This window comes from Bifidobacterium magnum (assembly GCF_000741255.1).
Classification (GTDB): Bacteria; Actinomycetota; Actinomycetes; order Actinomycetales; family Bifidobacteriaceae; genus Bifidobacterium; species Bifidobacterium magnum.
Genome location: NZ_JGZB01000001.1, coordinates 130,208 through 153,599 on the forward strand (window position 1 = coordinate 130,208; position 23,392 = coordinate 153,599).

Annotated in this window: 20 protein-coding genes, 1 tRNA gene and 1 rRNA gene; 14 read left to right on the forward strand and 8 right to left on the reverse strand. The window is 58.3% G+C overall.

Going from position 1 to position 23,392, the window contains the following annotated elements; all coding sequences use genetic code 11:
* Nucleotides 1–143: 143 nt before the first annotated feature.
* The 4 genes from BMAGN_RS00470 (at nucleotide 144) to BMAGN_RS07795 (ending at nucleotide 5,126) form a co-directional block, all read left to right on the forward strand.
* The gene (locus BMAGN_RS00470) at nucleotides 144–1,733 is read left to right on the forward strand and encodes an NAD(P)/FAD-dependent oxidoreductase (protein ID WP_022859782.1); all 1,590 of its coding nucleotides are present in this window, start codon (nucleotides 144–146) and stop codon (nucleotides 1,731–1,733) included.
* Between the two features lie 272 nt (nucleotides 1,734–2,005).
* Nucleotides 2,006–3,985, forward strand: a complete 1,980-nt coding sequence (rho, locus tag BMAGN_RS00475; protein WP_026502007.1) for a transcription termination factor Rho — start codon at nucleotides 2,006–2,008, stop codon at nucleotides 3,983–3,985.
* Nucleotides 3,986–4,205: 220 nt separating this feature from the next.
* Nucleotides 4,206–4,673, forward strand: coding sequence for an Lrp/AsnC family transcriptional regulator (locus BMAGN_RS00480; protein WP_022859784.1), 468 nt, complete (start codon nucleotides 4,206–4,208; stop codon nucleotides 4,671–4,673).
* A gap of 12 nt (nucleotides 4,674–4,685) precedes the next feature.
* Nucleotides 4,686–5,126, forward strand: coding sequence for a chorismate mutase (locus tag BMAGN_RS07795; protein ID WP_022859785.1), 441 nt, complete (start codon nucleotides 4,686–4,688; stop codon nucleotides 5,124–5,126).
* 650 nt (nucleotides 5,127–5,776) lie between these two features.
* Here the strand turns inward: BMAGN_RS07795 and valS are convergent.
* The 4 genes from valS to BMAGN_RS00505 form a co-directional block, all read right to left on the reverse strand.
* The gene (gene valS / locus BMAGN_RS00490) at nucleotides 5,777–8,569 is read right to left on the reverse strand and encodes a valine--tRNA ligase (protein WP_022859786.1); all 2,793 of its coding nucleotides are present in this window, start codon (nucleotides 8,567–8,569) and stop codon (nucleotides 5,777–5,779) included.
* A 61-nt stretch (nucleotides 8,570–8,630) separates the two neighbouring features.
* The gene (locus tag BMAGN_RS00495) at nucleotides 8,631–10,097 is read right to left on the reverse strand and encodes an ABC transporter substrate-binding protein (RefSeq protein ID WP_155802534.1); all 1,467 of its coding nucleotides are present in this window, start codon (nucleotides 10,095–10,097) and stop codon (nucleotides 8,631–8,633) included.
* A gap of 178 nt (nucleotides 10,098–10,275) precedes the next feature.
* Nucleotides 10,276–10,953, reverse strand: coding sequence for an endonuclease III (gene nth, locus BMAGN_RS00500; RefSeq protein ID WP_022859788.1), 678 nt, complete (start codon nucleotides 10,951–10,953; stop codon nucleotides 10,276–10,278).
* Nucleotides 10,954–10,993: 40 nt separating this feature from the next.
* Nucleotides 10,994–11,746 carry a winged helix-turn-helix transcriptional regulator gene (locus BMAGN_RS00505; RefSeq protein WP_022859789.1) on the reverse strand — a complete coding sequence of 251 codons (753 nt, stop codon included), beginning with the start codon at nucleotides 11,744–11,746 and terminating at the stop codon, nucleotides 10,994–10,996.
* A 169-nt stretch (nucleotides 11,747–11,915) separates the two neighbouring features.
* Here BMAGN_RS00505 and BMAGN_RS00510 point away from each other — a divergent pair, with 169 nt between their 5' ends.
* Nucleotides 11,916–12,716 (forward strand): hypothetical protein, encoded by an 801-nt coding sequence (locus tag BMAGN_RS00510; RefSeq protein WP_022859790.1) that lies wholly within the window; start codon nucleotides 11,916–11,918, stop codon nucleotides 12,714–12,716.
* 157 nt (nucleotides 12,717–12,873) lie between these two features.
* Here BMAGN_RS00510 and BMAGN_RS00515 read toward each other — a convergent pair whose 3' ends face one another.
* Both BMAGN_RS00515 and BMAGN_RS00520 read right to left on the reverse strand, forming a co-directional pair.
* A complete protein-coding gene (locus tag BMAGN_RS00515; protein ID WP_022859791.1) occupies nucleotides 12,874–13,401 on the reverse strand; it encodes an inorganic diphosphatase in 528 nt (175 codons plus the stop codon).
* A 109-nt stretch (nucleotides 13,402–13,510) separates the two neighbouring features.
* The gene (locus tag BMAGN_RS00520) at nucleotides 13,511–15,715 is read right to left on the reverse strand and encodes a maltotransferase domain-containing protein (protein WP_022859792.1); all 2,205 of its coding nucleotides are present in this window, start codon (nucleotides 15,713–15,715) and stop codon (nucleotides 13,511–13,513) included.
* Between the two features lie 338 nt (nucleotides 15,716–16,053).
* Here BMAGN_RS00520 and BMAGN_RS00525 point away from each other — a divergent pair, with 338 nt between their 5' ends.
* Complete coding sequence (locus BMAGN_RS00525) at nucleotides 16,054–16,281, forward strand: hypothetical protein (protein ID WP_152593258.1); 228 nt, start codon at nucleotides 16,054–16,056, stop codon at nucleotides 16,279–16,281.
* A gap of 57 nt (nucleotides 16,282–16,338) precedes the next feature.
* On the opposite strand, the gene rrf is transcribed toward BMAGN_RS00525, so the two are convergent.
* Both rrf and BMAGN_RS00535 read right to left on the reverse strand, forming a co-directional pair.
* A 5S ribosomal RNA gene (gene rrf / locus BMAGN_RS00530) occupies nucleotides 16,339–16,455 on the reverse strand.
* A 44-nt stretch (nucleotides 16,456–16,499) separates the two neighbouring features.
* Nucleotides 16,500–16,573 (reverse strand) — tRNA-Met (locus tag BMAGN_RS00535).
* 147 nt (nucleotides 16,574–16,720) lie between these two features.
* Here BMAGN_RS00535 and BMAGN_RS00540 point away from each other — a divergent pair.
* The 8 genes from BMAGN_RS00540 (at nucleotide 16,721) to BMAGN_RS00575 (ending at nucleotide 23,382) form a co-directional block, all read left to right on the forward strand.
* The gene (locus tag BMAGN_RS00540) at nucleotides 16,721–17,761 is read left to right on the forward strand and encodes a homoserine O-succinyltransferase (RefSeq protein ID WP_022859794.1); all 1,041 of its coding nucleotides are present in this window, start codon (nucleotides 16,721–16,723) and stop codon (nucleotides 17,759–17,761) included.
* Between the two features lie 175 nt (nucleotides 17,762–17,936).
* The gene (locus BMAGN_RS00545; RefSeq protein WP_152593259.1) at nucleotides 17,937–18,149 is read left to right on the forward strand and encodes a hypothetical protein; all 213 of its coding nucleotides are present in this window, start codon (nucleotides 17,937–17,939) and stop codon (nucleotides 18,147–18,149) included.
* A 76-nt stretch (nucleotides 18,150–18,225) separates the two neighbouring features.
* A complete protein-coding gene (atpB, locus tag BMAGN_RS00550) occupies nucleotides 18,226–19,038 on the forward strand; it encodes a F0F1 ATP synthase subunit A (RefSeq protein WP_022859796.1) in 813 nt (270 codons plus the stop codon).
* A 67-nt stretch (nucleotides 19,039–19,105) separates the two neighbouring features.
* On the forward strand, nucleotides 19,106–19,336 hold the full coding sequence (gene atpE, locus BMAGN_RS00555; RefSeq protein ID WP_022859797.1) for an ATP synthase F0 subunit C: 231 nt from the start codon (nucleotides 19,106–19,108) through the stop codon (nucleotides 19,334–19,336).
* A 52-nt stretch (nucleotides 19,337–19,388) separates the two neighbouring features.
* A complete protein-coding gene (locus tag BMAGN_RS00560; protein WP_022859798.1) occupies nucleotides 19,389–19,913 on the forward strand; it encodes a F0F1 ATP synthase subunit B in 525 nt (174 codons plus the stop codon).
* A gap of 32 nt (nucleotides 19,914–19,945) precedes the next feature.
* Nucleotides 19,946–20,779: a F0F1 ATP synthase subunit delta gene (locus tag BMAGN_RS00565; protein ID WP_022859799.1), complete on the forward strand. Its 834-nt coding sequence runs from the start codon at nucleotides 19,946–19,948 to the stop codon at nucleotides 20,777–20,779.
* A 50-nt stretch (nucleotides 20,780–20,829) separates the two neighbouring features.
* Nucleotides 20,830–22,458, forward strand: coding sequence for a F0F1 ATP synthase subunit alpha (gene atpA / locus BMAGN_RS00570; RefSeq protein ID WP_022859800.1), 1,629 nt, complete (start codon nucleotides 20,830–20,832; stop codon nucleotides 22,456–22,458).
* Nucleotides 22,459–22,461: 3 nt separating this feature from the next.
* Nucleotides 22,462–23,382, forward strand: a complete 921-nt coding sequence (locus BMAGN_RS00575; RefSeq protein WP_022859801.1) for a F0F1 ATP synthase subunit gamma — start codon at nucleotides 22,462–22,464, stop codon at nucleotides 23,380–23,382.
* The last annotated feature ends 10 nt before the right edge of the window (nucleotides 23,383–23,392 follow it).

Here is a 23,392-nt window from a genome sequence, read left to right on the forward strand (position 1 = left end):
CGCTTTTCATTATTTGGTCATAGCAGCGCATAGAATTAGCCAAGATTACGACTTGTATTTTTATTAGGCGTGCAAGATGTGCTGTCCAGACGGCTCTTGCCGCACCGAACACTGTTGCGATCCATTGAAGGAGAGGTCCTATCGTGTCGCAGAAGCAATCCGTAGTAATTATTGGCGGCGGTCCCGCCGGTCTCACCGCGGCGTGGGAACTCGTGAAAGACGGGGGCGCGGATAATTACGAGGTCACGGTACTCGAGGAGTCCCAAGAATTTGGCGGTATCGCTCGTACCGTGAAGCACAACGGCAACCGCATGGATATTGGCGGCCACCGTTTCTTCTCCAAAGACGAGCGCATCATGGACTGGTGGAAGGAAACGCTGCCGCTGCAGGGCGCACCTTCCTACGACGACAAGAAGCTCGGCCGCGAGCATGAGCTGGAGCCGGGCGGCCCGGATCCGGAGACCACTGACAAGGTGATGCTCAAGCGCCACAGGGTGTCGCGCATCTACTGGAACAAGCACTTCCTGGACTACCCGGTCACGCTCAACCTCAACACGTTGCAGGCCATGGGTCCGAAGATCACGATGCAGGCCGGTTTCTCCTACCTCAAGTCCGTCTTCCACAAGCTGCCCGAAGACAATCTGGAGAACTTCTACATCAACCGTTTCGGCCGCAAGCTCTACTCCATGTTCTTCGAAGGCTACACGGAGAAGCTGTGGGGACGCCATCCGTCGGAAATTTCCGCGGACTGGGGCTCCCAGCGCGTCAAGGGCCTGTCCATCATGGGCGTGCTCAAGAACGCGTTCCAGAAGATGATGCCGAAGAAGCGCGATAACGCCGAAGTGGAAACCTCCCTTATCGAGGAATTCTGGTACCCGAAGCTCGGCCCGGGCCAGCTGTGGGAAACCGTGGCGGACAACGCCGAACAGGCCGGCGTCAAGATCATCAAGGGCGCCAAGGTCGTGGCCGTCAACCAGGCCGATGGCAAGATCGCTTCGCTTGAATACGAGGACGCCAACGGCGAGCGCCACACGATGGCCGCCGACCAGTTCATCTCTTCGATGCCCGTCAAGGATCTGCTGGAAGCCATTGACGAAGGCAAGGAACAGGCTCCTTCGGACATGAAGGCCATCGCCGAAGGCCTCCCGTACCGCGACTTCGTGACGGTGGGTCTGCTGGTCAAACGCTTGAAGCTCAAGAACGAGACGAAGATCCCGACGCTTGGCAACCCGCCGATCGTTCCAGATTGCTGGATTTACGTGCAGGATCCGGGCTACAAGGTCGGCCGCCTGCAGATTTTCAACAACTGGAGTCCGTACCTGGTCAAGGATGTGGACGATACCGTGTGGATCGGCCTCGAGTACTTCTGCGAGGAAGGCGACAAGTTCTGGAACATGTCCGACCGTGACGCCACGAAGTTCGCGATCCAGGAGCTCACGCGCATGGGCGTGATCAACGGCGAGAAGGACGTGCTCGACTCCCATAGGGAGCGTGTCAAGAAGGCGTATCCGGCCTACTTCGACACCTACGACCAGATGCCCGAGCTCGTGGAATACCTTGATTCCTTCGGCAACCTGTACTGCGTGGGACGTAACGGCCAGCACCGTTACAACAACATGGACCATTCCATGGCCACCGCGATCGAGGCCGTCGGCAACATCAAGGACGGCAAGACGAGCAAGCAGAACGTCTGGTCGGTCAACACCGACAAGTCCTACCACGAGGAAAAGTAGCCTCGAGCGGGACGCGGCGCACGGCGCATGATAGGTGACGCGCGACGTTGACGACATATGACAAAAGAGCGGCTTCATGCCGCTCTTTTGCGTATTGCGTGAATTTTGAACAACGAAACGCCCAAGGTCTGCGCAACGTTGTAAGGTATGGCTTAGTTCGAGTCATACAAATGGTTTTGTATGAACGTTTCATCGCGGGAATCGATTCCCGCAAACTCTTTTTTCGCAGCAGCAACAAGGTTATAGCTGCATGCCAAAGAAAGGCACACCAAGTGGCAACGAGCCCCAACTTACAAGATATGAAGCTTTCTGAACTCAAGGAGCTTGCAAGGCAAATGGGATTGCGTGGAACCTCTTCCATGCGCAAAGGGGATTTGTTGGCGACCTTACAGGCCGCCCGTTCCGGAGGCAAGGCACCCGCAGGCGTAACCGTGGAAATCGCCGTTCCGCAATCCGCCCCCGCCCAGGCGGACTCGCATGAGGAACCTTCCGCCAAGGATGCCGCCGAGCAGGCCGTAGCCGCAATCTCGCGCGCCGAAGTGACGGTCAAGGAAGACCGCGCCAACCGTGGCGAGCATGCTGAACGCAATGATCAGGCGGAAGTGGACGCGGATGGGGAAACCGTGACGCGCCGTCGCCGCCGTCCTGTGGAAGATCTGCCCGAGGAGCCGCTGACGGCACGTCGCGTGCGCAGCCGCCGTGGCGAGGCGAACCGCCAGAAGAACGCGGAACAGAACGAATCCGCGGACCGTTCGCAGCAGCCGAACGAAGCCGAAGAGCGCGACCTCAACGATATTCTCGCGTCCCTGCCGTCCGATCGCGACGCCAAGAACGGCAACGAAGCGCGCGACAATCGTGAAACTGATCGTGAAACAAATGATCGCGATAATCGCGGCGACCGTTCGGAACGCAATGACCGCTCGGATCGCTCCGATCGCAATGAACACCGCCGTGGCCGCAATCATGACCGCAACAACGACCGCAACGACCGTTCCGACCGTAACGAGCACCGCCGCGGACGCAACCGCAACCGCGACGAACGTGACGAAGAACGCAACGATCGCAACAATGACCGCAATAATGAGCGCAACAACGACCGCCGCAACGCGAACAACGAGCGCGAGCAGGAAGAACTCGTCCCGGTCGCCGGCATCGTGGACGTGCTCGAATCCTACGCGTTCGTGCGCACCTCGGGCTACCTGCCGGGCCCGAACGACGTGTACGTGTCGATGAGCCAGATCAAGAAGTACGGCCTGCGCAAGGGCGACGCCGTGCACGGCTCGATCCGTCCTCCACACGAGGGCGACCGCCGCAACCAGCGCCAGAAGTTCGTGCCGCTGCAGTCCATCGATTCGATCAACGGCATGAGCGTGGAACAGGCGCAGAACCGCCCGAACTTCAACAAGCTCACGCCGCTGTACCCGAACGAGCGACTCAAGCAGGAAACCACGCAGAACGGCATCACGGGACGCCTTATCGACATTGTGGCGCCGATCGGTAAAGGCCAGCGTGGTCTGATCGTGTCCCCGCCAAAGGCCGGCAAGACGATCACGCTGCAGAACATCGCCAACGCCATCGCTATGAACAACCCGGAAGTGCACCTCATGGTCGTGCTCGTGGACGAACGTCCGGAAGAAGTCACGGACATGGAACGCACGGTGCAGGGTGAAGTCATTTCCTCCACTTTCGACCGTCCGGCCACGGACCACACCACGGTCGCCGAGCTCGCCATCGAGCGCGCCAAGCGCCTCGTGGAGCTGGGACAGGACGTTGTGGTGCTGCTCGACTCCATGACGCGACTGGCTCGCGCCTACAACATCGCTGCGCCGGCCTCGGGCCGCATCCTGTCCGGCGGTGTGGACGCGCAGGCGCTGTACCCGCCGAAGAAGTTCTTCGGCGCGGCCCGCAACATTGAAAACGGCGGATCGCTCACGATCATCTCCTCGGCCCTTGTGGAAACGGGCTCGAAGATGGACGAAGTGATTTTCGAAGAGTTCAAGGGCACGGGCAACATGGAACTGCGCCTGAGCCGCGAACTGGCCGACAAGCGCATGTTCCCGGCCGTCGACATCAACGCTTCGGGCACGCGTCGCGAGGAGCTTATCACGAACCCGCAGGAACTGCCGATCATCTACCGTCTGCGTCGTCTGCTGGGCGGCATGGAACCGGAACAGGCCTACCAGACGATCGTGCCGCGCCTCAAGAAGACGGCCACGAACCGCGACTTCCTCGCATCCCTGCTGCAGGGCTGAGGCGGTGAAAAACTTCTTAAGCGATGAAAAATCCACAGATGTTTCCACATCTGTGGATTTTTCTCATTATGTGCCCATTAATGGAAATTTTTGGTCGTTCTGACGCACTCTAAAAGAGTAATTTGCTGTAATTTGTCGGTAGATTTTCTCGAATCGCGCTAATATAACCGTAGCCAAGTGGAAATATTACGGTTGCGGACACATGAAAGGTGGGAGTGGCATGGAACTCGCTTCTGAAGAGTCGTATGCGGGATCAGTCGTGCTCGACGAAAAAGATGAACTGATTTTGGATTTGCTGGAACGCAACGGCCGCGCCACGCTCTCTCAAATGTCGCAAGCCACGTCGCTGTCCGTATCCGCGGTGCAGTCGCGTGTGCAAAAACTCGAGCGCCGTGGCATTATCGAGGGATACCGCGCCATTATCAACCATGAAAAGCGCGGCGAGGCCGTCACGGCCTTCGTCTCCGTGACGCCGCTCAATTATGCGGAAGAATCGACGATTCCCGAACGACTCAAGGACATTCCGGGCATCCTGTCGTGCGACTCGATTTCCGGCGCCCCCAGCTTTATGCTCACCGTCCGTGTCGCCACACCCGGCCGACTTGAGTCGCTGCTGAACCTGATCCACAAAACCGTGCCCGTAAGCACGGAAACGACGGTGGTCCTGCGCCGCTATTTTTCGAAGTAAATCGGGAGCGCCATGACTGAGGAATCTGGCTGGCCGCAAACCGACGGGAGCACTGTCGTCACTTCCGTATCTGAATCCGGCGCGAGCGAGGATAATGGTACCGCTGGCACTGCTGTCACCGCAGGGTGCGCCGGAAACGATGCCAATACTATTGCCGACGAGGCCGCGGCCCAGATCGAGCGGTTGCGCTCGTCGATCGACAATATCGACATGGCTATCGTTGCGATGCTCGCGCAACGTTTTGAAGTGACGCGCCAGGTGGGGCAGTGGAAGGCGCGCGCTGGTTTCGACGCGTACGATCCGCAGCGTGAAGACGCCCAACTTGCCCGTATGACGCAACTTGCGCATGATACGGGACTTGATCCGCATATTGCGCGCCAATATTTGCATTTTGTGGCCGACGCCGCGAAGGAGCGGCACCGTTCGATCGCGCGCGAAATTGCGGACGAGTAAATTTGGCTTCTTAAGACTGTCTGTGCTGTCTCGAAAACTGGGGTCGTCGCCGTTTTCGTGCGTAAATATACGCGGGTTGTTGCTTAGGTGCGTAAAAATACGCGGATTGTTCGTTAACTGCGGTTTTCGACCGTTAAGATCTGCAATTTCTTTCTTAAGTGCGTAAAAATACGCGGATTACGCATAAACCTACGATTATTCACGTGAAAATCCGCAAATAACGTCTTAGCCGCACTTTTCATTCGCGTTCCGCGGCGTGTCTCGACTAAAAAGCGCGATTAAGATGCAAACCGCAAAAATTCACGTGAATAATCGTCGTCTAACCAGTAAATTGCGTATTTTTACGCAGGTAAGAAGAAAACCGCGGATATTCACGCACAAAAACCGCGGTTAAGAAGAAACCTGCGGATTTTAACGGTCGCAAAATGCAAGTAAGACATTAACTGCATATTTTTACGCAACAAAAGCGCGGTTAAGAAAGAACCCGCGTATATTTACGCAACTAATGAGGAAACCGCGTACTTTTACGCACAATAAGCGGACCAAATATACAAACAAAATATACAAACAAATATAAAAGGCCCGCTGCGGACCATCGTGATGATCGGCAGCGGGCCTTTTACTTACCACCAAGTGCGGCTACGAATGTCTCACTTGTTCTTCGGCTTCTTGGCCGGCAGCTCGCCCAGTTCGCTTTCGGAAACGATAATCGTCGTTTCGTCGGCGGAGGCGGCGTCGGAACCGGCAGCAGCATCAGCGGAATCGCCCGAACCGATGTTGAAGGTTTCGCCGATGACTTCGCGCACGTTGGCCAGCGAGAAGTCGCCAATGACACGGCCGGCTTCGGCGATGTCGTTCATGGCGCTCTTGAGCGACTCGGTTACGGCCTCCGGCACGGCCAGCTTCACGGACAGGATCGGCGTCTTCATGGAGACCTTGGCCTTGGACTTGATGCCACGCAGGGCCGCGAGGGCGGCGCCGGCGTGCGACAGCAGATCCGGGGACACCTGCAGCGCGGCGTTCGCGTACGGCAGGGCCTTCGGCCACGGGGCGCGGTGCACGGAACCTTCACCGGTGTGCATCCAGCTCCACACCTCTTCGGTCGCGTACGGCAGGAACGGCGCAAGCAGTCGGGCGAAGGCGTCGAGGCCTAGGCCCAGCGTGGTGCGCGCGGACTTCACGGCCGCTTCGCTCGGCACGTTGCCCTTGACATCCGGCGTGCCGTAGGCGCGGTTCTTCACGAGCTCGATGTAGTCGTCGCAGAACTGCCAGAAGAAGCTTTCGATGACTTCCAGAGCCTTGGAGTGCTCGTAGTTGTCGAGGAAGTTCGTGGCCTGGCGGATCACGAGGGCGAGCTTAGCCATGGCGGCGCGGTCGAGCGGTTCGGTCACGTCGGCCGGATCCCAGCTGATCTGGGCGCCTTCGGTCACCTGGTGCGCGTCGTTCTCGCGGCCAATGGCGAGCGCGAACTTCGTGGCGTTCAGCAGCTTGATGGCAAGACGGCGGCCGATCTTCATCTGGCCTTCGTCGTAGGTGGCGTCGAGGCCCAGGCGCGCGCAAGCGGCCCAGTAGCGCACGGCGTCCGCGCCGAACTTCTTAATCGGCTCGTTCGGCACCACCACGTTGCCCTTGGACTTGCTCATCTTCTTGTGGTCCGGATCGAGGATCCAGCCCGAAAGCGTGGCGTTGGCCCACGGCAGGCACTTGTTTTCCAGCTGTGCGCGGTCCACGGTGGAGAACAGCCAGGTGCGGATGATGTCCTGGCCCTGCGGACGCAGATCCATCGGGAACGTGGAGTGGAACAGGGCGTCGTTCTCTTCGCCCGGTTCGGCCCAGTGCGTCACGATCTGCGGCGTCAGCGACGAGGTCGCCCACGTGTCCATGATGTCCGGTTCGGCCATGAAGCCGCCGGGCTGGTTGCGCTGCGACTCGGTGTAGCCGGCCGGCACATCGCTGGTCGGGTCGATCGGCAGCACGTCCTCGGACGGCGTGATCGGGTTGTTGTAGTCAGGCTCGCCGTTGGCGTCGAGCGGGTACCACAGCGGGAACGGGACGCCGAAGAAGCGCTGGCGCGAGATCAGCCAGTCGCCGTTGAGGCCGTTGACCCAGTTCTCGTAGCGCACGCGCATGAAGTCGGGGTGGAAGTTGAGTTCCTTGCCGCGTTCGAGCAGCTTGGCGCGCAGCTCCATGTTGGTGCCGCCGTTTTCGAGGTACCACTGGCGGGAGGTGACGATTTCGAGCGGCTTGTCGCCCTTCTCGTAGAAGTTCGTCATACGCGTGGTCGGCTTCGGCTCGCCGTCCATCGCGCCGGCCTTCTGCAGCTCTTCGACCACAATCTTGCGGGCGCTGAACGTGGTCTTGCCTTCGATTTCCTCGAAGACGCGCTTGCCTTCTTCGCTCGTGATCCAGTCGGGCATTTCCATGATGATGCGGCCGTTGCGCTGCAAAATAGAACGCAGCGGCAGGTGCAGATCGCGCCACCATTCAATATCGGTCTGGTCGCCGAACGTGCAGCACATGGCGATGCCGGCGCCCTTGTCCATTTCCGCGGCCGGGTGCGCAAGAATCGGAACCTTCACGTTGAACAGCGGGGACGTGACCATCTGGCCGAAGTACGCCTTGTAACGCTCGTCGTCCGGGTGGGCGATCAGCGCGCCGCAGGCCGGCAGCAGTTCCGGACGCGTCGTCTCGATGTAGATCGGCGTGCCGTCTTCGAAGTAGAACGCGATCTTGTGGTAGAAGCCCGGGTATTCGCGGGACTCAAGCTCGGCCTGGGCCACGGCCGTCTGGAACGTCACGTCCCACAGGCCCGGAGCTTCCTTCTGGTAGGCTTCGCCGCGCTCGAGGTTGCGCAGGAAAGCCTTCTGCGCAACGCGCTGCGCGCGCTCGCCGATCGTGTGGTAGGTCTGCGACCAGTCGATGGACAGGCCGAGTTCGCGCCACAGCGCCTCGAACTGCTTTTCGTCCTGGGCCGTGAGCTTTTCACACAGTTCAATGAAGTTCTTACGGGAAATCGGGACCTGGTCCTTGGCCTGGATCTTCTTGCCCTCGGTGCCTTCGAACGGCGGCACGAAATCCGGGTCGTACTTCAGGGACGTGTCCACGCGCACGCCGTAGTAGTTCTGGACGCGGCGTTCGGTGGGCAGGCCGTTGTCGTCCCAGCCCATCGGGTAGAACACGTCGAAACCGTTCATGCGCTTGAATCGCGCGATGATGTCGGTGTGCGTGTAGGAGAAAACGTGTCCCACGTGCAGATGGCCGGACACCGTTGGTGGCGGCGTATCAATGGAATACACGGCTTTGCGGTCGCGCGTGTTCTGGAATTTGTAAGTGCCCTTGTCCTCCCAGACGTCGCGCCATTTGTCTTCAAGACCATCAACACTGACTCGGTCGGGGAGTGCGGTGAGATTGGCTTGGATGCTAATATCTTGGCTTTCAGTCATGATGTTTAGTCTAAAAACTTACAGTGACAAAAAGCGCCAATCCCACCGTGCACGCGGGCCGTCAGCGATCGAGGTTGACGAGCGGCAAATAGTGGCCCGTCATATTCGTGGGGTAGCCGTGCAGGCGCGCCTTGGTGACGACGAAATCCTTGCGCGTGTAGAGCCACTCGCTGGCGGCGTCTTCGGAGACGATGCGCGCGAAATTGGCCAGGTGCTGCTTGTATTCGTCAAGCGTCTTCGAGCTGATCGCGGTGTCGTATTCCTGTTGCGCCGCCCCGTTTTCATAATGGAATACGGAGTTCGGGTCGAGGAACTGCGTGTAGTCGTACTGGTCGCGCATCATCATGATCGCCATCGTGTAGTCGCCCGCGTTGACGCGGTCCTGGAGCGTGGCCTGGTCGAGCACTTCCAAATTGACGGAGAATCCCGCTTCCGTCAAATTCTTTTCGATCATGCGTCCCAAGTTCTCATAATGGTGCTGTACGAGCATGTCGAGCGTTCCCGTGTATCCGGCCGGGAAATACGAGAGCATCTGTTGCGCCTTGGCCTGGTCGAACGGGAACAGGCTGTTGAGATTCTCATATCCGGGATTGAGTGGTCCGATCGGTCCGCCGAGCTGTTCCTTGGAGTCGGGCATCGTGCGCGCGATTTGCGGCGCGTTGATCGCGTAGCGTACGGCCTTGCGGACCTGCTGGTCCGAAAGCGGCGAATTGTTGGAACAGTTGAATCCCAGCAGGATTTTTTGCAGCGAGAATCCCGTGTTGATCGTGAACGTCGGGTTCGTGGACGCCTCTTCCAGCGAGGAGGCGTACCTGGGTAGCGCCATGTTGATCACATTGTTGTTCAGATCGTCCATAAGCGACGTTTCGTTCGAATAGTAACGCAGTTCGATCTGGGAAGCTTTCGCCTTCGTGCCCCAGTACTGGTTGTTGCGCTTGAGAATCAAGGAATGGTGGTGGAATCCGCCTACAATAAACGGTCCCGATCCGCTCGCTTCCTTGTTGTAATCGATGGAGTCGTCCTGTTCGCGGTCGTAGACGATGCCGGGACGGTCCGACAGCGCGCGCAGCAGGCGCGGGTTGGGCGAATGCAACGTGATGACCACGGTGTGGGCGTCCGGATTCTTGACCGACGCCACGTCGCCCAGGTTCTCATATCCCACGAAACGGTGGGAGAGGACCTGCTGGAGCGACCAGACCACATCCGTGGAGTTGAGCGGGTCGCCGTCCGCGAACGACATCCCGGAGTTCAGATGGAACGTATAGGTGAGCGCGTCCGGGGAAATGTCCCAAGACTTCGCCATGCCGGGCGTCAGAGCGTTCTTGTTGTCACGCTTGACAAGCGTCTCATAGACGTTGCCGAGCAGCGCCTGTTCCACGGTGCGCTCGTTATTGGTGCGAATATTGAGCGACGTGGGTTCCTCCGACAGTCCCACGACGAATGTCGAGTCCGATTGAACCGAGTGGATGGTCGGCTCCTGTTCGTCCTCACTTGAGGTGAGCGTGCGCACGCAGAGCGTGATCACCACGGCAAGCACCACAATGACGGCGGCTAAGATAATCCAGCGACGTTTTCCCCTAATCCTATTCACGTAGTTCTAGTGTAACGGGGCATTGAAGCAAAAGAGCATAAAACGACTTCGACTTAAAATGTGAACCTGTGAAAATACTGGGAAAGTGCCGGAAAATCGCAAAAAATGTCGCATATCATTCTGCTGACAGGAAAAATTGGGCACTCGGGCACGTGGTGTTGAGTGGGCAATCGGCGCAGTGCGGCTTGCGTGCGGTACACAGGGCGCGACCATGCAAAATCAAGCGGTGAGAAAGGTTTGTCCACTCGTTCGGGGGGAAGTATTGCGTAATCTCGCGCTCAATATGGACGGGATCGGGCTTGGGATTGTCCCAATCCGTACGCCAGTGCAAACGTCCTGTCACGCGGATCACGTGCGTGTCGACAGGGAATCCAGGCAGGTCGAACGCGTTGCCGAGCACAACATTCGCCGTTTTGCGTCCGACGCCGGGTAATGTGACAAGCTCTTCCATTGTGCGCGGGACTTCCCCGTTGAACCGCGACACGAGTTCCATGGACAGGTTGATGAGGTGGCGCGCTTTGGCGCGGAAGAATCCCAGCGAATGGATGAGGTTTTGTACGTCGAGTTCCTGGGCGCGGCTCATCTCGAATGGCGTGGGGTAGGCGGCGAACAGGTCGGGCGTCACCATATTGACGCGCTTGTCCGTGCACTGGGCGCTCAATACGGTCGCCACCAGCAACTGGAATGGCGTTTCAAAATTGAGCGCGCACTGCGGGTCGGGAATTTCTTCACACAATTGCGCGTACTCGGCGTGCATGCGGGCGACACGCGCTGCTTTCGATTCACGAGACATATGCCGCATTGTAGTCAATACGGTCTGTCAACGGAACGGATCAGTGGCCGGCGCCATCGGACCCATCGTCCGAAACGGTGGTCGAATGGGACGGGGACATCGATTCGGGAAGGTCGAATCGGTAGCCCACATTGCGCACCGTACCAATCAAATGGTCGTATTCGGTACCCAATTTCGCACGCAACCGGCGCACATGCACATCCACCGTGCGCGTACCGCCGTAATAGTCGTAGCCCCACACTTCCTGCAACAGTTGGGCGCGCGTGAACACGCGTCCCGGATGCTGCACCAAATATTTGAGCAATTCGAACTCTTTATACGCCAAATCAAGTGGCACGGAACGCAGCGACGCCGTATATCCGTCCGTGTCCACCACAAGCTCGCCGCAACGGATCACGCCGTTGACGTCGGCCGCATCGCTCGGCTCGTCACTATGGGACACGTCGGCCGTACGCTGGGAAGCGAGCCGGATACGGCACTCGACCTCGGCGGGAGAAGCCGTATTGACCACCACGTCCGTGACTCCCCACTGTGTATTGACCACAGTGAAACCGCCCTCAGTCAACACGAGCACAATCGGAATCGCCAAACCGGACGCCTGAATGAGATTGCAAATGGTTTTTGCCGTCGCAAGATCGTCACGCGCGTCCAAAAACAGCACCGTGTGCTCGGGCATCTTCACCATGCTCGCCGCATCCATCGGCAACACACGCACCCGGTACGACAGCAGGGCGAGCGAGGGCAGCACGGAAGCGGGATCACTGGAAAACGTCATGAGCGTAAGATCCGTCACAATAGCCCTTCCGTAAAACGCATTTTTCTAAAGTCTAATGGTAAGCCTCCAATCGGCACCACAAAAAACATAGAATATGGGCATTTGTGGGCGGCAACGACTACATTGGAACAACGGTTATATGCGTACAACAAGCAAGTGCGCCACACCTCTTACATGAAGGACGAGCATGGAGCAACCCAAGAACGCAACAGCAGCGACACCAAGCGCGGGCGACGCGAACGCCCATGTCATTGACGCACGGCCATGGGGCTGGTCGTTCGCCGTGCAAATCGTCGCCTACGTGCTGCTCGCAGTACTCGCCCTCATCTCCGGCGCCCACAGTGTGGCGCCAGGCGAATGGACCTTCTCGCTGACCACCACGGTCGTCGTGGTCATGATGCTGCTGCTCGCATTCTTCGACCCGTTCAATTCCAGCATTTCCGGACGCGTCATCGCGCTCGTGTGCGGACTGCTGTCGATGATCGTGGTCACCACCACCGTATTCGGCTCCTTCGTATTCCACGGCGTGGAATCCACGCGCATGAGCGACGGCAAGGAAGTCCAATACGTCATGCCGCAAGCGTGGCTCATGGGCGCCGGCTGCCTGCTCGTGTGCCTGATCATGGCCGGCTTCATCAGCCAAATGGCACGCGAACACCGCACGGACCTCATCGAGCACCTGTCCGCCAATGTGTTGAGCGGCGTATGCTCCATCGCGGCCGCCGGCTGGTGCTACCTGCCCGCCATGTTCGACGGCGCCACGATCGCGCGCGCCGACGGATCGCACGAACTGCACGTCGCATGGCTTGTCGGCATTATCGCCATCGTGGTCGTGGCCGTGGCTCTCGCCGTGGCGTCCTGGCGCTGGAATCGCGACCTTGAGCCGTATGCGGGCGCGCACTCGCCGTGGCTGGGCCTGGGACTTATGCCCGTCATGCTCACGGGAGCCGCCGTGGGCGTTGCGGCGCTTGCCAACGCGCTGTGCTAAGTCTCGAATATATAGATATATAAACGTATATAAAAAGGTCGGACCCTTGCGGATCCGACCTTTTTATATAAAGGATGCGTACAGGACGCGTTGCATCGAGCAACCGGGCGATCAGGTAATCAATTGATCACTCGATCACGCGATGCGGGCGAGAGGCTCACATGTCGAGCGTCTCATCCCTCTTTTCCTCGGCCTTGAGGGACTTGGCGAGGCGTTCGTGAGCCTCTTCAATTTCCTTGTTGGCGGTAGCGGCGTCTGCCCAGTAGTCGCCCGGCATGACTTCCTTGCCCGGCTCCAGAGCCTTGTACTGCTCGAAGAAGTGCTTGATTTCGTCCTTGTGGTAGGAAGACACGTCGGAAATGTCCTTGATGTCGTCGAAACGCACGTCGGCCGGCACGCACAGCACCTTGTCGTCGCCGCCCTCTTCGTCGACCATGTGGTACAGGCCAACAGCGCGGCACTCGATGATGCAGCCCGGGAACACGGAGTTCGGGATCATGACGAGAGCGTCAAGCGGATCGCCGTCTTCGCCCAGCGTGCCGTCGATGTAGCCGTAGTCGTCCGGGTAGCCCATGGACGTGAACAGCGTACGGTCGAGGAAGACGCGGCCGGAAGCCTGGTCCACTTCGTACTTGTTCTTGGAGCCGCGTGGAATTTCCACAACAACGTTAAACGTTTCAGCCATAGTTGTCTCCTTTAATTGAAAGACTTACAACGAAGCCAACAATACTCGTTGTTATGGAATGCCACGGGCGTTTCAGCTTACGACATTCCATAAACGGGCTGTGGGCGCTTTACAGTTCCACCGAAAGCACGTGCGCCACATCGGCCCACGGCGCGAGCGACACGTAGTTGTCCCAGCTCCACTCGAACTGGCGGCCCGTGAGCTCGTCCTTGACGGTGAACGGCTTGTCGGTCGGCAGGCCGAGCTCCTCAAGCGGCAGGTGCACGAGCGTGCTGTGCTCGTTATGGCCGTCGAGGTTGACCACCACAATAAGCAGATCGTCCTTGCCCGAGTTCGTCAACGCGGCCGGCGTGCGGCGCGCGAACGCGATGATGTTCGGATCGTCCGTGCCCAGCACCATGAGGTTGTGGTAGCTGTGCGTGGCCGGGTGCTCGCTACGTACGCGGTTCAAGGAGTTGAGCAGAATGCCGATGCCGTATTCGTCGGCCTTGCTCCAGTCGCGCACCTTGATCTCGTACTTTTCGTTGTTGGCCTGCTCTTCGAAGCCGTCGCGCTGCGTGTTCTCAATGAGCTCGTAGCCGTTGTAGATGCCCCAGCTCGGGCTGCCCATGGCGGCGAGCACGGCGCGGATCGCGTGGCCGGCCACACCGTTGTCGCGAATGTAGGCCGTCAGGATGTCCGGCGTGGTGGGCCAGAACGTGTTGTGCTGGTAGAAGCCGCCTTCGCCGTTCGTTTCCTTGAGGAACTCCTCGATCTCTTCCTTCGTGTTGCGCCACGGGAAGTAGCAGTGGGACTGCGTGAATCCCGCGTAGCTCAACGCGCGCACCATGGCCGGACGCGTGAACGCCTCGGCGAGGAACAGCGTTTCCGGATGCTTCTTCGTGACCATTTCAATGACGTCCTGCCAGAAGCGCACGGGCTTCGTGTGCGGGTTGTCCACGCGGAAGATCGTCACGCCCGCCTCGATCCAGTGGTTCATGAGGCGCACGGTTTCCTTCTCGATGCCCTCAAGGTCGGCGCTGAAATCGATCGGGTAGATGTCCTGGTACTTCTTCGGCGGGTTCTCGGCGAACGCGATCGTGCCGTCGGCCTTCGTGCGGAACCACGTCGGGTGTTCCTTGACCCACGGATGGTCGGGCGTCACCTGCAGCGCGAAGTCGAGCGCCACTTCAAGACCGAGCTCGTGCGCCTTGGCGCAGAATTCCTTGAAGTCCTCGTAGGAGCCGAGACGCGGATCCACGGTGTCGTGGCCGCCTTCGGACGAGCCGATGGCGAACGGGGAGCCCGGATCGTCGGGGCCCGCGACGAGCGCGTTGTCCTTGCCCTTGCGGTTCGTCTCGCCAATCGGGAAGATCGGCGGCACGTACACGATGTTGAAGCCTTCGTCGGCCGCGCGCTGCAGGCCCGACACCGAAGTCTTGAGCGTACCCTGCACAATCTTGCCCGTGTTCTCGTCCACAAACGCGCCTTCGGAACGCGGGAAGAACTGGTACCAGGCGGCGAAGCTCGACTTCGGACGCTCCACGCGGAACGGGTGCGGGCGGCTTGCCGTCAGGCCGTCGCGCAGCGGGTTCGTCTCGTGCAGGCCGGCGATGATTTCGTTGTCGGCAGCGGCCAGACGGTAGGCCGGCGTCAGCGTGGTGTCCATCATCGTCTTGGCGGCGGCGCGCAATTCCTTACGTTCCGCGGCGTGCAGGCCCGCGTCCTTCGTGCCGGCCCAGCGTTCGAGCATCTTGGCGCCGTACGTGAGCGTGTTCTCCACGTCGTCGTTCACATTGACCTTGATACGCGCATCGTGCAGCCAGGAAGCGTAGGTGTCTTCCCAACCCTCGATGATGACCGAATAGTTGCCCAGATGGCGCTTGATGGCGGCGAATCCGTCTTCCCACGGGGCCAGATCGGAATGTTCGCCGGCGCGCAGCGTGGCCGTCCACAAGTCGAGGCCCGCGTTCTCGCAGGTCATCGGCACGGACATGACGGTTTTGCCGCGCGACGTCTTCAGGACGGCGGTGGCGCCCACCTTCGTGCGGCCTTCAATGAAGACTTCAGCCGACACGTTGAACGGTTCGCCCAGTTCCACGCGCGCCGGATAGATGTCGTCCTCGGCGGTCGGCTTGAAATTGATGATGTTGATACGGCCGAACTGGTTCGGCTGGTGGATCGTGATCGGCTGTGCGGGCAGCTCCCCGGGTTCGGTCACGGCAGTATGCGCAGTGTGTGTTGCGTGCGAGCGCGTCGACTTGTGTGCGGTCTTGCGTGTGGCGCGACGAGTCGTTTTCGATTCTGGCGTCGATGCCTCATGCACGGCGTTCATCGCTGCGGAAGTATTTTCATTTTGTGTTTCAACCATAGCTGTCATTGTATGGGAGCTCGTAAAAATAGTGTGCGTGAATTGTTGATATTTTGCGAAAGTTTCAATTTTTCGGGGGTCAAACTCCCGACAAATAGGCGTTTGTGCGTGCGTTGTCCGGTTATCCGCATGATGGGACGCATGTGGAAAATGGACGCTGTTGTCCACATTTTTCTTGCGCTCGCCACCGGTTGTGCACAGGTCCGCTTCGATGTTGAGTCGCGCGGTGTACTCGCGCAGACTGGAACCGTCGATTCGTGGCGACGTATGTTCCATACATATATAAGGAATATATATAAGGAATGGATAGAGGAAGAGGTGCGGCGATGCGCGCGTTCATCGGGTTGATTATGGAAACGGATGGCGGGGGAGCGGTGGCGCTCGCTTTAGTGGCCGCCGTGATGCTTGTGGCGGCCATTGTGCTGTTGCGCAGCGTCCATATGCCCGCGGACGCCGTGGAAAACGAATATGAGGATACGGTGTACGACTATTCGCCGGGCTGCCCCTATGAAGTGGGACCCATACGTTGAGCTTTACGGGAACTTATGCAAAAAGCCAACCCGAAGGTTGGCTTTTCATAAGGATGAAAGCGGCGACGCGCTACTCTCCCACACCCTACCGAGTGCAGTACCATTGCCGTGCTAGGACTTAGCTTCTGGGTTCGGAAAGGGACCAGGCGTTTCTCCTAGGCTAAGGTCGCCGCAAAATCTGTAAGTTACTGATTTTGCAATAACTATTCAGTTGTAAGTAGCGGGGCATGGATTTGAACCATGGACCTCTGGGTTATGAGCCCAGCGAGCTACCGAGCTGCTCCACCCCGCGTCGGCTGTTTTGCAACAGCTCGCTCTAATTTACTCTGAGTCGAATAATTGTCAACCATCGGCGTGTCGTGCGCGTGCAATCATCCAAATCCGTTCATATTGCTGGACGTACGGGAGCGGGCAACGCGAAACTGCCATAATGGGGATCATGCCAATCAAGATCCCCGCCGGATTGCCGGCCAGAACCATTCTCGACGAAGAGCGCATCTTCGCGCTGGAAAACACGGAAGCGGACCATCAGGAAATCCGTCCGCTCAAATTGGTCCTGCTCAATCTGATGCCCAAAAAAATCGAAACGGAAACGCAACTGCTCCGGCTCATCTCGAAAAGCCCGTTGCAGACGGAAATCGATTTTATGAAACTGAACACGCACGAGGCGACGCATGTGAGCGCCGACCATCTCGTCAAGTTCTATGAACCGCTTGAGTCGTTCCGCGACAATTATTATGACGGACTGATCGTCACGGGAGCGCCAGTTGAACATATGGCGTTCGAAGATGTCGATTATTGGGACGAGTTCTGCGAGATTCTCGATTGGGCCGCCACGCACGTCTTTTCGACAATGTATTTGTGCTGGGGCGCGATGGGCGCGTTGTATCACCGTTACAATGTGAAAAAAATCACGTTGCCCGAGAAACTTTTCGGCGTCTTCCCGCAATTCTTGCAAGACGAATACTGCTTTCTGACCAACGGCTTCGACGAGATCGCGCTGCAACCGCACTCGCGCATTGCGGGAGTAGACGAGAGGGCCATTCGCGCCAACGAGGATTTGCAGATTCTGACATGGGGGCCGGAATCGGGGCCGGGGCTTGTGGCGACCAAGGATTTCAGCGAAGTATTTGCCTTGGGACACTGGGAATACGGCAAATTCACGCTCGCCCAGGAATACGAGCGCGACATGGCCAAAGGATTGGACAACGTGCCGTTCCCGAAGAACTATTACCCGAATGATGATCCGGCCATCACGCCGTTGTTCGCTTGGCGCGCTCACGCAAACCTGTTGTGGCGCAACTGGTTGAACTGGGTGTACCAGACCACGCCATACAATGTTCAAGAGATCCCGCAATTGCGAGAAACTAAACAATTGGGCACCGATCGAACAGTTCGACACGCGGCTGAGTCGCCAAGATATGACGATTTTCAGCCGTTTATGAACGACGGCTACGGACTGATCGTTCCACGTGCCTAAAGGTCTAGATTTTGGTGTAGACCTACGAATTGCAGTTTGCGGAAACGTTGTAGCAATACAGCGTCCGCGGATGAGTTGACGACTCAATGCGCATGCCCGTTTGCGGCCCGTCTTGCAGCTTTGCAACCCGCCCGGCAGCCCGCACGCGGCATTGAATGCCGGCATGGAGAGAACAATGGCGAATGTGTTTGATGCGCAACATGACCACATGCGTGTAATTGCGCAGGCTTCCCAGCGTGAAGCCGTGTCGGCCCAGAAAATTGAACGAACGCTGTACAGCACATTGCCGATGGCTGTCCCTTGTGCGGCCCATAATCCTGTACAGCTCTTCGATAGTCTCCAATTTGGCAACGGCAGCCAATTGTGGGACGGAAAACACTCAGCGTAAGACACGAACAGTTACAATTCGGGTGTTCGCTGGGGCTACACTTAATAGCTGACGGAAGAAAGACCAGGGGGTTTGAATGATTGATGTATTCAGCTCGGGCGTAACCACGCTTGCAGAGGCATCGATGGAAATGCCGAGCATCGATGACTTTCTGCCTCCGGAAATCTTGTTCCAAGGCACTCCATTCGCCATCAACCGCATTATCTTTGTGCGTATTCTCGCCACGATCATCATGCTGCTCGTGCTCGGCATTACCGCCGCTCGCGCCAAGCTGATCCCGGGTCGTTGGCAGGGCGCCGTGGAATGGTTCGTGGAATTCACCGAGAAGAACATCGTGTACCAGGTCATGGGCGAAGTTCGTGGCAAGCGTTACGTGCCGATGGTGGTTACCGTATTCGCCTGCATGCTCGTCTTCAACCTGTGTGGCGAAGTCCCGGGCTTCAACATCGCGGCCAGCGCCACGATCACGTTGCCGCTCGTGTTCGCCATGTGGTGCTTCGTGCAATACTGGATCGCCGGCATCCGCGAGAAGGGCCTCGGCCACTTCCTGCGCGATGAAATGTTCCCGAAGGGCGTCCCGGTTCCGGTATACATCCTGTTGGCTCCGATCCAGCTGCTTGAGCTGCTCATCATTCGTCCGTTCTCGCTGACGATCCGTTTGTTCGCCAACATGGTTTCGGGCCACCTTATTCTCGCGCTGTGCCTTTCGGCCACGCAGTTCTTCCTGTTCGAAGTGGCGAACAAGGCCATGATGCCGTTCGGCGTCATCACCTTCGCCGCCGGCGCGTTCATGTACCTGTTCGAGATGCTGGTCGCCTGCCTGCAGGCGTACATCTTCGCCATCTTGACCACCGCGTACATCAACATGAGCTATCCGGAAATCGACTGAGGTTCCGGGGAACACAGATTTTAAGATTTTGTTGCTTACCCAAGCAATAACCAGAAAGGAAACAACCATGGATATCGTTACCCTCGCTGAGGTTGCCGGCAACTTGAACGTCGTTGGCTACGGTCTCGCCGCTATCGGACCTGGCATCGGTCTGGGCTACCTGATCGGTAAGACGATTGAAGCCACCGCTCGTCAGCCCGAACTCGGCGGTCGTCTGCAGACCCTGATGTTCCTCGGCCTCGCATTCGTCGAGGTGCTGGCACTGCTCGGCTTCGTGGCAGCCTTCATCTTCAGCTGACCTGCGCTGGAACAAACCGGAAGATCACTAGAACATGAAAGGAGGAGAGCACATGGTCACACTTGCCGAAGACGGAGTTTCACTATTCCTGCCGAAGTCGTATGACATCATCTGGACGCTGGTCATTTTGATCATCGTCGCCGTGTTCTTCTACAAGTTCTTCCTGCCAAAGTTCCAGGCCATTTTCGATGAGCGCGCTGCCAAGATTCAAGGTGGCATCGCCAAGGCTGAACAGGCTCAGAAAGAAGCCGACGAGGCAAAGAACAAGTATGAGGCTCAGCTCGGCACGGCCCGCGTGGAAGCTTCGAAGATCCGTGACGACGCTCGTGCTGAAGCCTCGCACATCATCTCCGACGCCCGTGCGCGCGCTGAATCCGATGCTGCTCAGATCACGGCCAATGCTGAACGTTCGATTGAATCGATGCAGCAGAAGGCGATGGTAAGCCTGAAGGGACAGGTCGGCGATATCGCCACCCAGCTCGCAGGCAAGATTCTGGGCTCGGAACTCGAAAACAAGAATGTTCAGTCGGACATGATCGACAAGATGATCGCCGATCTGGACAAGCAGAACAAGTAATTCGAACCCTTAAGAAGGAAGGGAGGTGAACGTTGCGAGGAGAAGCCTCATGCATTGCGGACCGCACATCGCGTGATGCCATGGCGTCGCGTATCGCGGCCCTGAAGGATGACGCATGGAAGCTTGGCAACGAGATGTTCGCTATTACGAGCACGCTCGACGCCAACCCGCGCCTGTACCGAGCACTAACCGATCCCGGTCGTCCAACGCAAGACAAGGTCACCCTGCTGCATACGATTTTGGGCAACAAAGTGATGCCCCTGACGATGCAGATCATGGAAGACCTGGTCTCTCGCGAATGGAGCCGTGCACGTGACATCAACAACGCCGTGGAAGATTTCGGCGTGGATGCCATGATGTACAAAGCGGATGCGGACAAGACCACGCTTCAGGTATCCATTGAGCTCGCGCAGCTGCAGTCTGCGTTGCTCAACCTTCCCGTCGTTCGATCCCGCCTCTCCCAAGAGGCGGCACCAGTTGCTGCACGTTTGGATTTGATCCATGCGGTAATCGACCCGATGGGCTTCCATCCGGTAACGATTCGACTCGCTGAGCATTGCGCTGCGAATCCGCGCCGTCGCCGTTACCTGGAAACCATCCAGTGGCTCATTGGCAAGTTCTCTCGCCACATGGGCGAAGCGCTGGTAGTGGTGACCACGGCAACCCCGTTGACGCAGAAGCAGATCGATGATCTGATCAAGATCTATTCCAAGAAGGTCGGCCGCCCGGTACACATTAATTCCGTGGTTGATCCAACCGTGTTGGGTGGCATGCGCGTGCAAGTCGGCGACGAAGTGACGGACAACACCGTCGTGGCCCAGCTGGAAAACCTTCAACGCAAGGCGAAGGCCGGAGCTCGTATCTGAATCCGACTCGAAGACTTGACTGAATTTACAACAAACAATAAGGAGTGATCATGGCAGAACTTACCATTGATCCCGCCGCGATACGCAAGGCGCTTGACGACTTCGTGGGTTCGTATGAACCGTCGAAGACGCCGACGGCCGAGGTTGGCTACGTGTCAACCGCCGGCGATGGCATTGCGCACGTGACTGGACTGCCTGGTTGCATGGCCAACGAGCTGTTGACGTTTGAAGACGGCACGCTCGGCCTGGCCTTTAACCTTGATGCTCGCGAGATCGGCGTGGTTATCCTCGGCGATTTCACCGGTATTGAGGAAGGCCAGGAGGTCCGTCGCACCGGCGAAGTGCTCTCCGTACCTGTCGGCGATGGGTTCCTGGGTCGTGTAGTCGATCCGTTGGGCAACCCGATCGATGGCCTTGGAGAAATCAAGAGCGAAGGCCGCCGTATTCTTGAGGCGCAGGCCCCGGACGTGATGCACCGTCACCCGGTCGACCAGCCGATGGAAACCGGCCTTGTCGCCGTGGACGCTATGACGCCTATCGGCCGTGGTCAGCGCCAGCTGATCATTGGCGACCGCCAGACCGGTAAGACGGCTATCGCAATCGACACGATCATCAACCAGAAGAGGAACTGGGAATCCGGTGACCCCGACAAGCAGGTGCGCTGCATCTACGTCGCCGTGGGCCAGAAGGGTTCGACCATCGCTTCGGTGAAGCAGAGCCTTGAGGACGCGGGCGCCATGGAGTACACGACCATCGTGGCTTCCCCGGCTTCCGATTCCGCAGGCTTCAAGTACATTGCCCCGTACACGGGCTCGGCCATCGGCCAGCACTGGATGTACAACGGCAAGCACGTGCTCATCGTGTTCGACGATCTGTCCAAGCAGGCTGAAGCGTACCGCTCAATCTCCCTGCTGCTGCGTCGCCCGCCGGGACGTGAAGCTTACCCGGGCGATATTTTCTACTTGCACTCCCGCCTGCTGGAACGCTGCGCCCGCGTTTCCGATGATTTGGGCGGCGGCTCGATGACCGGTCTGCCGATCGTCGAGACGAAGGCGAACGACGTGTCTGCATACATTCCGACCAACGTGATTTCCATCACGGACGGTCAGATCTTCCTGCAGTCCGATCTGTTCAACGCTGGTCAGCGCCCGGCTGTGGACGTCGGTATTTCCGTGTCCCGAGTCGGTGGCGCCGCTCAGACCAAGGCGTTGAAGAAGGTTTCGGGTACGCTGAAGATTTCGCTGGCACAGTACCGTTCGCTGGAATCGTTCGCTATGTTCGCTTCCGATCTGGATGCGGCTTCGAAGGCTCAGCTGAACCGTGGCGCTCGTTTGACCGAGCTGCTGCGCCAGCCGCAGTACTCGCCGTACGCCATGGAAGAAGAAGTGGTGATGGTGTGGGCAGGTACCCACGGCAAGCTCGACGATCTCGAGATCGCCGACGTGCTTCCGTTTGCCAAGGGCATGACGGACTACCTGGACCACAACACCGACGTACTCAAGACGATTCGTGAGACCGGCGACTTCACCGCAGAAACAGAAGCTGCCCTGGATAAGGCTGTGGACGCGTTCCGTGAGACCTACGTGACGAAGGCTGGCAAGCCGCTCGTTTCGCATGAGGACGTCAAGGAAACGCAAACCCCTGTTACGCAGGAACAGATTCGCGCAGAAAAGAAGTAACCTATGGGATCGCAACTCGCATTAAAGAGCAGAATCGCCTCCACAGGTTCGTTGGAGAAGATCTTCAACGCCCAGGAGATGATCGCAGCTTCGCATATTGCACAGGCCCGTGAACTTGCGCAGGACGCGAAGCCTTACACTGATGCGATTTTCGATGCCGTCCAGACATTGGTATCCCACACGCATATCTCGCATCCGATCGCCGAGAAGAAGGACGACAACCATCGTGTCGCCGTCCTCTCCCTGACGGCGGATCGAGGTATGGCCGGTGCTTATACTTCGTCGATTATTCACGAAACCGAGGCTCTGCTGAGCCGCCTCGACAAGGAAGGCAAGAAGCCTGAGTTGTTCGTGTACGGCCGCCGTGGCGTGACGTATTACAAGTACCGTGGACGCAATCTCGCGCAAACGTGGGAAGGTGATACCGATAGGCCTAGCGTCGAAGTCGCTGACGCCATTTCTAGCGCGCTGCTGAACGCCTATATGAAGCCGGCTGACAAGGGTGGAGTTTCCGAACTCTACATCGTCTACACCGAGTTCATCAACATGGTGGTGCAGAAGGTTCGTGTGCTGCGCATGCTTCCTGTGGAGATCATTGGACCGGAGACGCCCAAGGCGGCGCCGATGGGCCAGGGCGCTTCCAACGAGACGCACCCGCTGTACGCATTCGAGCCGAGCTTGGAAGAGGTGCTTGACGCGATTCTGCCGAAGTACGTACGTGCCCGTATCCATGAGTGCCTTATGGAGGCCGCCGCTTCTGAAGTGGCCAGCCGCCAGAACGCCATGCATACGGCGACGGACAACGCTCGCAGCCTGATCAATGATTTGACCAGGAAGCTCAACGCCTCCCGTCAGGCCGCAATTACCCAGGAACTTACCGAAATCATCGGCAGTGCCGATGCATTGAACAATCAGGAAGAGTAGGAAACGCGAA